This window comes from Absiella sp. AM09-50 (assembly GCF_003433845.1).
GTDB lineage: Bacteria > Bacillota_I > Bacilli_A > Erysipelotrichales > Erysipelotrichaceae > Hoskinsella > Hoskinsella hominis.
Genome location: NZ_QVFI01000028.1, coordinates 1 through 13,137 on the forward strand (window position 1 = coordinate 1; position 13,137 = coordinate 13,137).

The following is a 13,137-nucleotide window of genomic DNA, read 5'->3' on the forward strand; positions in this document are numbered from 1 at the left end:
GTATTCAGTACGTTTTAATTATTTGTACTGTCTACTTTTGAGAATCGTATCAATAAAGTGCAGCTTTTTTTAATGTGTTGTTCCTCCTGGTATTAGGATATCCTCGCTATGTTCAATACATGCTTTTATGGTTTTTTCAAGGCCAAGAGATATCATATCAATTGGCATGCTCGCTGTAGATGAAGAAAGCTTTGCTGCCTGGGATGTATCATAAGGCACATGGATAAACCCTCCCCTGATATGAGGATATTTTCTATCAATCATATACAATAGTGAATACATGACATAATTACATACATAAGTTCCCGCAGAGTAAGATATAACAGCTGGAATGCCTGAAGACTTTAATTCTTCACATATTGCTTTGACAGGCAATTTTGTAAAGTAAGCATCTGGTCCATCTTCTTTTATTTTGGATTGTAATGGCTGATTTCCTTTGTTATCAGGAATTCTGGCATCCATGTAATTGATTCCAACAAATTCAGGGGTAATGTTTACCCTGCCACCTGCCTGTCCTACACAGATGACAAGATCAGGATGATTTTTTTGAATGGCTTCATCCAATAGCTTTGTACATTCTTCAAATACTGTTGGTATTTCTAATTTTATAATATTGGCTGTCTGTATGTGATCAGGCAGTCTTTTTACTGCTTCATAAGCAGGATTGATGGACTCTCCACCAAATGGATCAAATCCGGTAATTAAAACGTTCATAAGTTCCTCCTTGTTACTCAGCTCATCATGATCATATAGATGATCTGAAAGATTAATAAGATGACTGCGACCAATATCTGTTTTTTTATCACGCCATATTTGTCTTTCATTTCTAAAATAGCGACAGGTACCATATTGAAGTTTGCGGCCATCGGTGTTATTAGTGTACCACAAAAACCACAGGTTAGCGCAAGACTTCCTACAATTGTTGGATCTGCGCCTAATGCTAATACAAATGGTGCCCCTATTCCTACGCTCATGACTGTAATAGCCGCAAAGGCATTTCCCATCACCATCGTAAATAAAGCCATGCCAATTGCATAAACCAAGATGCCAATCACAAGGTTTCCTGAAGGTATGATATGAGAAACCATAGAACTGATGACTTCCCCTACACCGGCAGCGGTGAATACAGCACCCAAGGTTGCCAATAGTATAGGAAGCAAGGACATAGGACCAACAGTATCTAACATTCTTCGTGCATCTTTTAAAAATATTGTGCTGCGATTTTCTTTCGACATAAGCATGAGGATGATGATAGCAATCCCTACCCCAACGCCTACACCTGCAATTGAGCTGATATCTGTAAATAACGCAAAACACAATGCTGTCAATCCAATACATAATGCTGGGATAAATATTTTCATACCGATTTTTTGAAATCCCTGCTGCATTTCCTCCTGGGTTGGCTTATCCAGCTTTCCTTTTGCTGTTTTCCCTGTGATGACCGGAATCACAAGCAGCATTACAAACACTCCGGTTACAGAAGATGGAAGCCATTTCCCCATCATGAATAAAATACCCAGCATTCCCCAGAAAAAGGCCGTACCATAGCGATGAGGATTGCTTTTATCAAAAGCATTACGATAAGCACTATAACATGCAATCATCCCGATACAGATATATAAAATTTCTAACAGTTTACTGCTTAATGTAACTTCCTGGCTGAGAAAGAATTCAATGATATTCATGAAACTTCATCCTTTCTGTGTTCCTGCTTTTCTATTTTTTTATTTTTTATCATATAGTATGTAATACTCACGATTAACGCCATGATGGCAACTGGAATCTGTGTTTTGGCTAAATCTGCCAGAGCTACATCATATCCTAAATCTTTATATGTTCCTTGTACCAGCAGCATGCCACTGCCTCCTACAAACAACACCTGTCCAAAGAACATGGCGATGTTTTCCATACCGGCAGACATGCCTTTTAATTCTTCCATATGTTTTTCTGATATTTTTTTATTTTCCTTTTCTGCTGCCGCATGTGCCATTGGCAAGACAATCGGACGTACAAAGCCTGCGACACCGCCAAATTCTACATTAAATGCCGCAAACAACATACGAAGTACGCCATAGACCCCTAATACAATGCCAGCTGAGGCATTCTTCATTTTTCCCATCAATGCACTTGCGGCTTGTTTTAAGCCACTTCGTTCCAGGGTTCCTGTCACCAGCATAACGATGATAAAGGTACACATACTTCGATTGGACACAAAACTGTTTCCCAGTGTTTCTAAAAAGGTCATCATATCCATGCCGGATACAAAGGCTGTCACTACACATGCACTTATAATAATCAAAATGGAATTTAATTTTAACGCAAATCCCAGAATCACGATCACGATTCCTAGCAATTTGATATATTCCATGATGCATCATCCTTTCTTCATTGATATTTTCAACCATAAAAGCATTGAAAATATGCTTCATTATACATGATATAGAACCCTTTTGTCGATGCAGATACAGCAACTGGAAGAAATTTCAAAAAAGGCTATCTTTGGATAGCCTAAAATAAATGAAGAATGAAATTGGTTATGATACATAAAACGATGCCACATACAGTTGGAATCAGAAAGGACAACATTGTCCATTTTCTGCTTTGTGTTTCTTTTTTGATAGTAAGCAAAGTGGTAGCACATGGAAAGTGCACCAGGCAAAACATCATGGTACAAATTGCTGTGATCCATGTCCAGCCATGATCGACAAACAAAGTTTTTAATACGCTTAAATCTGCGATATTATTCATGGATCCACTTGCCATATATGCCATAATGATGATAGGAACGACGATTTCATTCGCTGGAAAGCCTAAGATAAATGCTAATAGAATCACGCCATCCAAGCCCATTATGCGTCCAAATGGATCCAGAAAATCAGAAATCATCGTTAATAATGTTACATCTGAAATTGTAATATTGGCAAGCAGCCAGATAATTGCACCAGCTGGTAGGGCAACACTAATGGCCCTGCCTAATACAAACAATGTACGATCAAAGATAGAACGAACGATTACTTTGCCAAATTGTGGTCTTCGATATGGTGGCAGTTCTAATGTAAAGCTGCTTGGGACTCCCTTCAACAAAGTTTTACTTAATATTTTGGATATCACAAGAGTCAGAAATATTCCAAATACAATGACTCCTGTCAATAACAGCGTGGATACAATACCATTCCATGGTGAAATCAATACCCCCGCAAAAAACATGGTAATTAAAGCAATCAGCGTTGGAAAACGTCCATTACAAGGAATAAAAACATTGGTGAGTATCGCAATCAAACGTTCTCTTTGAGAATCTATAATTCTTGCGCCGGTAACACCAACAGCATTACAGCCAAATCCCATACAGATTGTTAACGCCTGTTTCCCACATGCATTTGCTTTTTGAAATAAACCATCCAGATTAAATGCAATTCTTGGAAGATATCCATAATCTTCTAATATCGTAAACAATGGAAAAAAGATTGCCATTGGCGGCAGCATGACACTGATGACCCATCCTGCAGTTTTCACCATGCCATCAATCACAAAATTTTCTAAAGCTGGATATACCCCCCAGCCTTGAAAAAGTGAATGCATCCATGCTTCCAAATGCGTAAACATCGCGCTTAACACATCACTTGGCATATTGGCACCGGAAATCGTAATCCAGAATATTACCGATAACAATACGATCATCCATACAAATCCCCATACTTTATCTGTAAAGATACGATCCAGTCTTGCATCTTTTTCCAGATAAGCGGCATTGTTAAAGATAATACTTTCATCACAGATTTCTTTTGCTTTCTGATGCAGCTTTTTCACGATTTCATCTTCATACACCTGGTAGATTCCACATGCGGATAGTCGTTGTACTTCCTCTTGCACGCATTGTTTTACCTGTTTTGCATTGATGATTGCTTCATAAAATCGTATTTTTTCTCCTTCTGGCTCTAATAATTTCATAGCGAGAAATCGTTTATTATCCATTGTGGTATCCATGATTTCACACAGGTGTGCAATGCTGTTTTCAATTTCTTTGGTATAGGTGATTACCTGCTTGTTTTGTAAATGGCTTTCTCCAACTTTCTTGATTGCTTTTTTTAAATCATCAAAACCTTCCTCACTTCTAGCACTCATCGACACTACTTCAATATCTAACAGATCATGCAGCTTATCTAAATCGATGGTGATTTTTTTCTTTTTCGCCTCATCCATCAGGTTCACTACCATAATGACATTGGGTGTGATTTCCATTGTCTGTAGTACAAGGTGCATATTGCGTTGTAAACATGTCGCATCACAGATCACCAGACAGATGTCACATTTTTCAAAACAAATATAATCTCTTGTCACTTCTTCCTCACTGGAATGCGCCAGTAAGGAATATGTTCCTGGCAGATCTATCAGCTGATGCACCATATTCTGATCATTAAAGCTTCCCTGTGCCAGTTCTACGGTTTTCCCTGGCCAATTGCCTGTATGTTGATGCATTCCTGTCAATGCATTAAATACTGTACTTTTTCCTACGTTTGGATTTCCCACCAAAGCAATGGTATATCCTGGTCGTTCTTTTAATACTGCCGCATTGATTTCATCATTTACCGCAAGCATTTTCTCAAAGAGCATGTTCTTCCCCCTTTACCACTTCAATCAATTTGCTTTCGTTATTTCGCAATGCTATTTTACATCCTTTGATCAAATAGGCACGCATGCCTTTGCTTGGGCTTTCTAATACAGGCTCCACTAATGTACCATTCACAAAGCCAAGATCCAAAAGACGTCGTTTCATCTCACAGTCCACAATACTTTTCACAAAGACTTTTTCTTTCATCCTGCACTCGTATAAAGTCACTCTTTTCACTTCCCATTATTAGTTTATCGAAAGCAGGGCTTTATGATAAGGCGAACACCTAAAAACCGTAAAAAGAAAAGGACAAGTGTCCTTTTTATGAAATAATTTGATTTTTACCTGATCGTTTTCCCTGATACATATGTTCATCTGCATTCTGTATGGCATCATCTACATCATCAAGTACTGCACTTAATCCAAAAGTCATGGTCACTTGAATATGTTGATCATCAAAATTAAAATCAAATGCTTCAATTTTCTGCCGGATCTGTTCCAGCATCGCTTTTGGCATCATCACATCTTCATCCTCAAACAACAATACGATTTCTTCTCCACCCCATCGCACGATACCAACACTTTGAAATAATATATCTTTGATAATCGTAGCAATCGAAACCAATACATAATCACCGCACATATGTCCATAATGATCATTGATATATTTAAAATCATCTATATCTCCCAAAGCCACAAAGGTTGGATGGATATGTTCCGACTTTATCGTATCATACATGTGCCAGCGGGTCTAAAGACCAGTCAACTGATCATAATTGGCAATCTCATATAAGCTTTCGTTTTCATCACTTAAACTCTTTTCTATTATATGAGAACTGATTTTTGTGATAATCGCCCCATATAATATCATCCCAAAGCTAATACATGCATTGAAAAGATACATCCCCTGCATTACCTTCTGATGGGACAAATTTAATACACCAAACATATTTTGATCCATAATCAGCTTCAACACAAAAAACAAAAGCACCTCACACAATGAGATCACATAAGGTACTGCACGATTCTTGAAAGGACTGAAATACACTAATGAAGTCAATGCAATCAACAACAATGTATAACCAGAACTCCATCCTAGATACAGTGTAGAAATTACCACGAAGATGGATACCTCCAAATGCACGATACTGACAGCTAAACGGAAGTATCCTTTTTTTATGACAAGCAGCATAACTATGTAAAACAATACACTGCCAAAATTGTAAAACGTTAAAGGAATCTGGTGAATGATCGCGCAAATGACTGCATAAAGCATATGTGCACCCATCGCAAGAAGTATGATTTTTCGATATACATCCTTGATGTAAATTTTATTTTTATGAATATTATCCATTCCCACATATCTCCTTTATACTTCTGTATTATACCGCAGAAAAAGAAATTGAGGAATATTTTTATTTAAAAAATGCTAAATCTTTCTTCATTTGTTCTAAATCATCGCGAATAGCGATATGCTGAGGGCATAATCCTTCACAACGACCGCATTTTTTACATTGATCAAAACGTGCTTCCCTCGCCATTGCGTCAAGTTTTTTCTTGGTGGCATCTTTATTGCTGTATTTTGCATATTCATTCCATATTTTAAAATTACCTGGAATATCAATACCAAATGGACAAGGCATACAGTATTTACAAGCTGTACAGCCATTTTTTGTTCTTTCCAGAATCATATTGGCAACTTTTTCAATCAGTTGTTCCTCTTCCTCATTTAGTTGCTCCAGCTGATCAAAGGTATGTAAATTATCTTCCACCTGCTGCATGGTAGACATGCCACTTAAAATAACACGTACATTGCTATGACTTGCGACCCAGCGAAGTGCCCATGAAGAAATACTGTCATTTGGACGTTTCTTCTTTAAAATTTCTGCGATATCTTCAGGCAGCACTGCTAAATTGCCTCCCTTTACAGGCTCCATAATTACCATAGGAATTTGTTTTTTTGCACACAACGCATACCCTTGATCTCCAGCTTGAACATTACGGTCAATATAGTTATATTGAATCTGACAGAAGTCCCAGTCCCGTGCATCAATCATTTCTTTAAATACTTCATATTCATCATGAAATGAAAAGCCCAAATTACGAATCTTTCCAGTTTCTTTCAGATCATCCAGATATTCTAATACGCCCAATGCTTTTGCCTTTTCCCATGTATCCTTATTCATCGCATGTAATAAATAAAAATCAACATTGTCCACATCTAAACGCTGTAGCTGTTCTTCAAATATACGCTTTGCATCGTCTAATGTTTCAATCTTAAACATTGGCAGTTTTGTTGCTAAGTAAAAACTACTTCGATCATATTTCTTTAATACCCTTCCTACAAATGGCTCACTATCCCCATTGTGATAAGGATATGCTGTATCAATATAATTCACACCATGAGCAATCGCTTTATCTAACATTGCCTCTGCTTCACACTCACATATACTGCCATCCATATTTAATGGAAAACGCATACAGCCAAATCCTAATAACGATACCTTTTCTCCATGTTTCATTTCTCTAACATCCATTTTATTCACCTCTGCCTTTATTATAAAATAAAATACAGGAAATTTCTCCTGTATTTTTACATATTTATAAACTTTCTAAATCAAATGGTGTCATCTGATATACATAATTCAACCAGTTGCGATATAAAAGATTCGCATGACTTCTCCATGAGAATACTGGTTCATTGTTAGGATCATCTTCTGGGAAGTAATTATAAGGCAGCTGAATTGGTTTTCCCTGCTTTAAATCACGAAAATATTCTTGTGCCAGAGTTTCCTTCCCATATTCTAAATGTCCTAAAATAAAGATCTGATGAAAATCGGGTGTCGCAATAATATTGCTGCCGGTATGTTTGGATTTACTTAAAACCTCTAAACCCTTTACTTTTGCCAATGCTTCTTCATCAATGGCAGTATGACGGGAATGTGGTGTTAAATGTATTTCATCAAATCCATTTGTCAAGAAGTTATATTCATCACATAAAACCTGTGGAAATATGCCAAACACTTTGTGATCCATCAATTTTTTCTGGATACCATAATGATAATATAAACCAGCCTGTGCTCCCCAACAGATGTGAATGGTAGAGTACACATGTTTTTTACTCCATTCCATGATTTCACAAAGCTCTTCCCAATAATCCACCTCTTCAAAAGGCAGATGCTCCACAGGTGCACCTGTGATAATCAAGCCATCATAATTATGCTTTTTGATTTCATCAAAGGTATCATAAAACTTAACCAGATGATCCTGGCTAGTATTTTTGGATACATGCCCTTTTACCATCATAAAATCAATATCCACCTGTAAAGGCGACTTACTGATCAAACGTAAAATCTGTGTTTCTGTTTCTATTTTCTTTGGCATTAGATTTAATATAACGATTTTCAAAGGACGAATATCCTGTTTTGTTGCGACATCTTCTTCTAATGCAAAAATCTTTTCACTTTCCAAAATCGCCTTTGCAGGCAATCCATTTGGTATGTTGATTGGCATAGCTGCTCCACCTCTTTTAACTTAAATCTGTGCAAATGCCTGTTTTAAATCCTCAAGGATATCATCTACGTTTTCTAATCCTACTGAGAAACGAATCATTCCTCCATCAATTCCAGCAGCCACCAGCTGTTCATCACTTAACTGGCGGTGTGTTTCACTTGCTGGATGTAATACACATGTACGAATATCTGCGACATGAACTTCATTGGAGGCAAGTTTTAAATGATCCATGAAAGCAGCTGCGGCAGGACGTCCACCCTTGATAATAAAGGAAATTACACCACTGCAGCCTGTCAGATATTTCTGTGCAAGTGCATAATTGGCATCAGAAGCAAGACCTGGATAAGTAACTTTTTCTACCTTATCACAGCTTTCCAGATATTTCGCAACTGTTAATGCGTTATCACAATACTGTTTCATACGTACAGCAAGTGTTTCTAATCCAAGGTTTAATAAGAAGGCAGAATGTGCTGCTGGATAACATCCAAAATCTCTCATCAACTGCATTCTTGCTTTAATGATATATGCCATATTGCCATAAGTTTCTGTATAAGAAATGCCATGATAAGATTCATCTGGTTCTACAAGACCAGGGAATTTTCCATTTGTCCAGTCGAATTTACCACCATCGACGATGACACCGCCGACCTGTACAGCGTGTCCATCCATATATTTACTTGTGGAATGAATGACAATATCTGCGCCCCATTCAAATGGACGGCATAAGATTGGTGTCGCAAATGTGTTATCTATGATCAATGGTACTCCCATTTCATGTGCGATATTCGCAAAACGTTCAATATCAAAAACAGCCAAAGCTGGATTTGCGATTGTTTCCCCAAATACCAGTTTTGTATTCGGCTTAAATGCTGCCTTAATTTCTTCATCACTTGCGGACGTATCAATATAAATACATTCAATACCCAGTTTTTTCAAAGTGATTGAAAAAAGGTTGATACTGCCTCCATAGATTTGTGGAGTTGCGATGATACTGTCCCCTGCTTCACATATATTTAAAACTGACAATAACGTTGCTGCCTGACCGGAAGTTGTACACATTGCACCAACACCGCCTTCTAATGCAGCGATTTTTTCTTCCACTGCCATCACGGTTGGATTTCCAAAACGTGAATAACATAGTCCTTTCGTAGGATCATCAAAGATTGCGGCTACTTCTGCAGCAGAATCATATACATATGTCGTGCTTTGTACAATCGGTAAAACTCTAGGTTCTCCGTTTTTTGGTGTATAACCGGCATGTAAACATTTTGTTTCGGTTTTCATTTATTTCATCCTCCATTTTCATTTGTAATTTATTTTACACTTTTTTACTTAGTTTATCAATCACATTCCCGTTTTTCTTCTATGACCTTCAATATTTCATCACTGCCAGCATAGGGCAACACAGGACTTTCTAACAATCCCTGATGAATACAGGAAATGGCATGTTCCACTTCTCCGGTAAAATCACTTTCCATCTGTACACTGATTTCTGTCTTTTCTCCATTTTTGATAAGATATGCACGTGTATTCTTCCAAAAGTTCTCACAAACGATATATCCTTCATCACCATATAAAAAGCCTTTATTTTCCATACTAGCATCCCAACTACATACGATATGTGCCATCACACCATTTTCATACATCAGCATTCCCTGTGCCTGTGAAATATAGCCCTCTTTTTTTCTGCGAATCATCATATCATGATGTTTCAGTTTGCTTTGCGCAAAATAATTCGCATAGGCAATCGGATAAACACCAATATCATATAAACAGCCTCCAACATCACCACGCAATACCCATGAGCTGAGGTCTTTTTCATGAACATTTAAATAGCTGCAATATCTAGCATCAATCATAGAAAGCTTTCCAATCACACCCTCCCTTACCATCTGAATCAGTTTTTGGTTTAACGGAGTAAATAATGTTTTATGTGCTTCCATCAAAAAACAGTGCTGTTGTTTTGCATAATCGAAGCATTCTTTTAAATCCTCACGATTAGTCAACATCGGTTTTTCACAGATCACATGTTTATGATGCTTTAAACACAACATGATATGCTCCTTATGTAAATGATTAGGTGTACAAATATAAATCAGCTCTATTGCATCATCAAGACATAAATCCTCATAGCTTCCATAAGCTTTGATCGCATGGCATTCTTTTTGAAAAGCTTCTGCTTTTTCTATATTTCTTGATGCTACACCATATAAAACACCATCTTTGGCATGAATAATGCCATTTGCTACTCTTTTTGATATTTTTCCAAGTCCCAGGATTCCAATATTCATAAACAAACCGCCTCTTTTCAAATTGATTTTACCATACTTCTTTATGCCCTTACATTTATTTTTATTATTTTTTTAAATATACCCACAACGATTGTTTTTTATAGTATAATAGAAAAAATAAAGGAGGCGATCATATGCATTATGAAATCGTAGGTGGGCAGCTGCCCGTTGTCATCTGTAAAGTAGATGCAGGTGAAAAGATTTATACAGAATCCGGTGGTATGTGCTGGATGGATGATGGTTTTGAAATGGATAGTAATACAAGAGGAGGGCTTTTAAAAGGATTAGGTCGTGCAATGAGTGGCGAATCTATCTTTATGACGACATATACAAGTCCTCGTGATCATGCGGAAATCGCATTTGGTTCAAGTTTTCCTGGCAAAATCATTCCTTTGACATTACGTGAGCAAGAAAGCAAAATCGTACAAAAGACTGCATTCCTTGCGGCTGAAGACAGTGTGCAGTTAAAAATGCATTTTCGTAAGAAACTTGGCGCAGGCTTTTTCGGTGGTGAAGGCTTTATCCTTCAAAGAGTCAGCGGACCTGGTACTGCATTCTTGGAAATCGATGGCGATATCGTAGAAAAAGAGCTTGCTCCTGGTGAAACAATCAAAGTAGATCAGGGATATATTGCGGCATTCGATGAAAGTGTCAGTTTTGATATCACAACCGTAAAAGGATTAAAAAATAAATTCTTAAGTGGAGAAGGTTTCTTTCTGGCAACATTAACCGGGCCTGGTAAAGTTTGGCTGCAGACCATGCCATTTTCCGTACTTGCTGATCGTATCATTGATATTGTTCCACACAAATAAAAAATGCATGGCGTTTGTCCATGCATTTTTTCTTATGATTTCAGCGTAATCCCACAATCTTCAAGTGAAATATTAATCTATTGAAATACATCTGTATGCTAAACATTGAAGTGAAAGATTTCTTCCTGCTTTTGGTTAAAACTCCAAAAAATTTGCACAAAAAAAGCAACCCATCATCCAGGTCGCTTATCTTTTCACAATGGAGCGGATGATGGGAATCGAACCCACGTAGTCAGCTTGGAAGGCTGAAGTTCTACCATTGAACTACATCCGCATTTCTTTGTGGCAATATAATACTATAAGATTTTTAGAATTTCAAGTCTTTTTTTAATTTTTTTTGAAATTTCATTACTTTTACAACATAAAACCTGACTTGCCTATATCTAAAGAATGCGTTATAATTTCACATATGAAAAGAGTGATGTTATGAAGAAACATATCGCAGGTTGTTCATTGACTATTTGTTGCCTGCTGTTCATGATTATGATTATTATGGGAATGAATGGTAAAGCCTTATCCCCTAAACAAGCTGTCTTTGTATATCCTAAAGATACTGAAATATCAAAAGATGCACATACTTATTTAAAAGGTGTGATACGAAAAGATCATATAAAGCTTGATCTATCCAAAGTTGATTCCCATACACCTGGTGTGTATCCTGCATATGCAAAGCAATCAAACAGAACATATGAATTTCAAATAGAAATCAAATAAAGCTCCCAAAATGAAGTGAACCCAATTATTTGGACAAAAAGTAAATAAGTTAAATCAAGCTTACTAAGGATTGAGTTCTGTATTGCACAGGAGTTAATCCTTTTAATTTTGTTGTGATCCTTTGTGTATTATAATACTGGATATATTCTTCCATGGCTATCTCTAATTCATCTAATGTTTTGAATTCATATTCATGTCCATAAAACATTTCATTCTTCATTTTGCCAAAGAAGTTTTCCATAGGTGAGTTATCTAAACAGTTGCCTTTACGTGACATGGATTGAATAATTCCTTTCTCTTTAAGCATTCTATGATAAGGCTCCATCTGGTATTGCCAGCCTTGGTCAGATTGAAAAATCAATCCATTAAGGTTTAGGTGCTTGTCGAATGCCTGATCAAGCATATTCTTCGTTTGATTAAAATTAGGACTTTTAGATATGCTGTAGGATATGATTTCACGGTTGTGTAAATCGATGATCGGTGATAGATACAGTTTACCTGATGCTATATGAAATTCAGATACATCTGTTGACCACTTCTCATTACACCTTGTTGTTTCAAAATTTCTTTCATAATAAGTCTTATGGCTTTCTTCATCGATAACTTTTGTAAGCAGCTGATTTTTTACGGTACCGTCCATATCTCCTTTATAGGATTTGTATTTCGCTTTTGGTGTGATGCCATATAATCCCATCACAGACATCAGCCGTTTCACTTTTTTATGGTTGACTCTGAATCCTCTGTTTGCTAATTCTAACGTGATTCTGCGGTATCCATAGCGTCCTTTATGCGTATAGAAGATGCCTATAATAGCGTTCATGACTTCATCGTTCTTCATATCTTTATTAGTTTTAGAAAGAGTATAATAATATGTGCTTCTTTTCAGCCCTGAAATTTGTAGAAGAATACGAATAGGATATTTACGCTGTAATTCATAAACACCATTTACTTTTTCTTCGGTTGTTGATTCTTCCTTGCCTGAACTACAGCTCTCAATTTTTTTAAGTATTCATTCTCCGCTTCTAAATATAAATTTTTATCTTCGAGAAATTTAATCTTTTCCTCTGGTGCCATATCTTTATAATCTTTGTTCACAATGTTTTTCTTTGTCATAGTAGGAGATCTTCCTTTCTTCCTCTCTACTATAACACATCCATTCTCTTTATACGACTTAATCCAATTAATTAATGTACCATCT

At 36.8% G+C, this 13,137-nt stretch carries 13 protein-coding genes, 1 tRNA gene and 1 pseudogene; 2 read left to right on the plus strand and 13 right to left on the minus strand.

Annotated features, from left to right (window positions below; genetic code table 11):
• Positions 1-69: 69 nt before the first annotated feature.
• From pcp to DW114_RS17540, 11 genes are all read right to left on the minus strand, one after another.
• Positions 70-714 (minus strand): pyroglutamyl-peptidase I, encoded by a 645-nt coding sequence (gene pcp, locus DW114_RS17490; protein ID WP_117455057.1) that lies wholly within the window; start codon positions 712-714, stop codon positions 70-72.
• A gap of 17 nt (positions 715-731) precedes the next feature.
• Complete coding sequence (locus DW114_RS17495; RefSeq protein WP_117455059.1) at positions 732-1,685, minus strand: DUF979 domain-containing protein; 954 nt, start codon at positions 1,683-1,685, stop codon at positions 732-734.
• Positions 1,682-2,368 (minus strand): DUF969 domain-containing protein, encoded by a 687-nt coding sequence (locus DW114_RS17500; protein ID WP_117455061.1) that lies wholly within the window; start codon positions 2,366-2,368, stop codon positions 1,682-1,684. The genes DW114_RS17495 and DW114_RS17500 overlap by 4 nt, the downstream gene beginning before the upstream one ends.
• A gap of 140 nt (positions 2,369-2,508) precedes the next feature.
• Positions 2,509-4,611, minus strand: a complete 2,103-nt coding sequence (gene feoB / locus DW114_RS17505; protein ID WP_117455063.1) for a ferrous iron transport protein B — start codon at positions 4,609-4,611, stop codon at positions 2,509-2,511.
• Positions 4,601-4,846, minus strand: coding sequence for a FeoA family protein (locus DW114_RS17510; RefSeq protein WP_317286374.1), 246 nt, complete (start codon positions 4,844-4,846; stop codon positions 4,601-4,603). Before DW114_RS17510 ends, feoB begins: the two co-directional genes overlap by 11 nt.
• Before the next feature lie 85 nt (positions 4,847-4,931).
• Positions 4,932-5,348, minus strand: coding sequence for a GGDEF domain-containing protein (locus DW114_RS17515; RefSeq protein WP_117455067.1), 417 nt, complete (start codon positions 5,346-5,348; stop codon positions 4,932-4,934).
• A 12-nt stretch (positions 5,349-5,360) separates the two neighbouring features.
• Complete coding sequence (locus DW114_RS17520) at positions 5,361-5,963, minus strand: hypothetical protein (RefSeq protein WP_117455069.1); 603 nt, start codon at positions 5,961-5,963, stop codon at positions 5,361-5,363.
• Positions 5,964-6,024: 61 nt separating this feature from the next.
• A complete protein-coding gene (locus DW114_RS17525) occupies positions 6,025-7,146 on the minus strand; it encodes an aldo/keto reductase (protein WP_117455071.1) in 1,122 nt (373 codons plus the stop codon).
• Between the two features lie 64 nt (positions 7,147-7,210).
• A complete protein-coding gene (gene metA / locus DW114_RS17530) occupies positions 7,211-8,122 on the minus strand; it encodes a homoserine O-acetyltransferase MetA (protein WP_117455074.1) in 912 nt (303 codons plus the stop codon).
• Positions 8,123-8,143: 21 nt separating this feature from the next.
• Positions 8,144-9,406 (minus strand): O-acetylhomoserine aminocarboxypropyltransferase/cysteine synthase family protein, encoded by a 1,263-nt coding sequence (locus DW114_RS17535; protein ID WP_117455076.1) that lies wholly within the window; start codon positions 9,404-9,406, stop codon positions 8,144-8,146.
• A 56-nt stretch (positions 9,407-9,462) separates the two neighbouring features.
• On the minus strand, positions 9,463-10,413 hold the full coding sequence (locus tag DW114_RS17540; RefSeq protein ID WP_117455078.1) for a Gfo/Idh/MocA family protein: 951 nt from the start codon (positions 10,411-10,413) through the stop codon (positions 9,463-9,465).
• Between the two features lie 134 nt (positions 10,414-10,547).
• Between DW114_RS17540 and DW114_RS17545 the strand changes: the two genes are divergently transcribed.
• The gene (locus tag DW114_RS17545; RefSeq protein WP_117455080.1) at positions 10,548-11,225 is read left to right on the plus strand and encodes a TIGR00266 family protein; all 678 of its coding nucleotides are present in this window, start codon (positions 10,548-10,550) and stop codon (positions 11,223-11,225) included.
• Between the two features lie 200 nt (positions 11,226-11,425).
• Here the strand turns inward: DW114_RS17545 and DW114_RS17550 are convergent.
• Positions 11,426-11,499 (minus strand) — tRNA-Gly (locus DW114_RS17550).
• Between the two features lie 152 nt (positions 11,500-11,651).
• Between DW114_RS17550 and DW114_RS17555 the strand changes: the two genes are divergently transcribed.
• Positions 11,652-11,939, plus strand: coding sequence for a hypothetical protein (locus DW114_RS17555; RefSeq protein WP_117455082.1), 288 nt, complete (start codon positions 11,652-11,654; stop codon positions 11,937-11,939).
• 49 nt (positions 11,940-11,988) lie between these two features.
• Here the strand turns inward: DW114_RS17555 and DW114_RS17560 are convergent.
• Positions 11,989-13,137 (minus strand): annotated as a pseudogene (locus DW114_RS17560) (IS3 family transposase); the annotation flags it as partial.

Bases quoted from the DNA above. Each gene is read 5' to 3' on its own strand.
- pcp (WP_117455057.1), bottom strand. From the start codon at position 714: ATGAACGTTTTAATTACCGGATTTGATCCATTTGGTGGAGAGTCCATC.
- DW114_RS17495 (WP_117455059.1), bottom strand. From the start codon at position 1,685: ATGAATATCATTGAATTCTTTCTCAGCCAGGAAGTTACATTAAGCAGT.
- DW114_RS17500 (WP_117455061.1), bottom strand. From the start codon at position 2,368: ATGGAATATATCAAATTGCTAGGAATCGTGATCGTGATTCTGGGATTT.
- feoB (WP_117455063.1), bottom strand. From the start codon at position 4,611: ATGCTCTTTGAGAAAATGCTTGCGGTAAATGATGAAATCAATGCGGCA.
- DW114_RS17515 (WP_117455067.1), bottom strand. From the start codon at position 5,348: ATGTATGATACGATAAAGTCGGAACATATCCATCCAACCTTTGTGGCT.
- DW114_RS17520 (WP_117455069.1), bottom strand. From the start codon at position 5,963: ATGGATAATATTCATAAAAATAAAATTTACATCAAGGATGTATATCGA.
- DW114_RS17525 (WP_117455071.1), bottom strand. From the start codon at position 7,146: ATGGATGTTAGAGAAATGAAACATGGAGAAAAGGTATCGTTATTAGGA.
- metA (WP_117455074.1), bottom strand. From the start codon at position 8,122: ATGCCAATCAACATACCAAATGGATTGCCTGCAAAGGCGATTTTGGAA.
- DW114_RS17535 (WP_117455076.1), bottom strand. From the start codon at position 9,406: ATGAAAACCGAAACAAAATGTTTACATGCCGGTTATACACCAAAAAAC.
- DW114_RS17540 (WP_117455078.1), bottom strand. From the start codon at position 10,413: ATGAATATTGGAATCCTGGGACTTGGAAAAATATCAAAAAGAGTAGCA.
- DW114_RS17545 (WP_117455080.1), top strand. From the start codon at position 10,548: ATGCATTATGAAATCGTAGGTGGGCAGCTGCCCGTTGTCATCTGTAAA.
- DW114_RS17555 (WP_117455082.1), top strand. From the start codon at position 11,652: ATGAAGAAACATATCGCAGGTTGTTCATTGACTATTTGTTGCCTGCTG.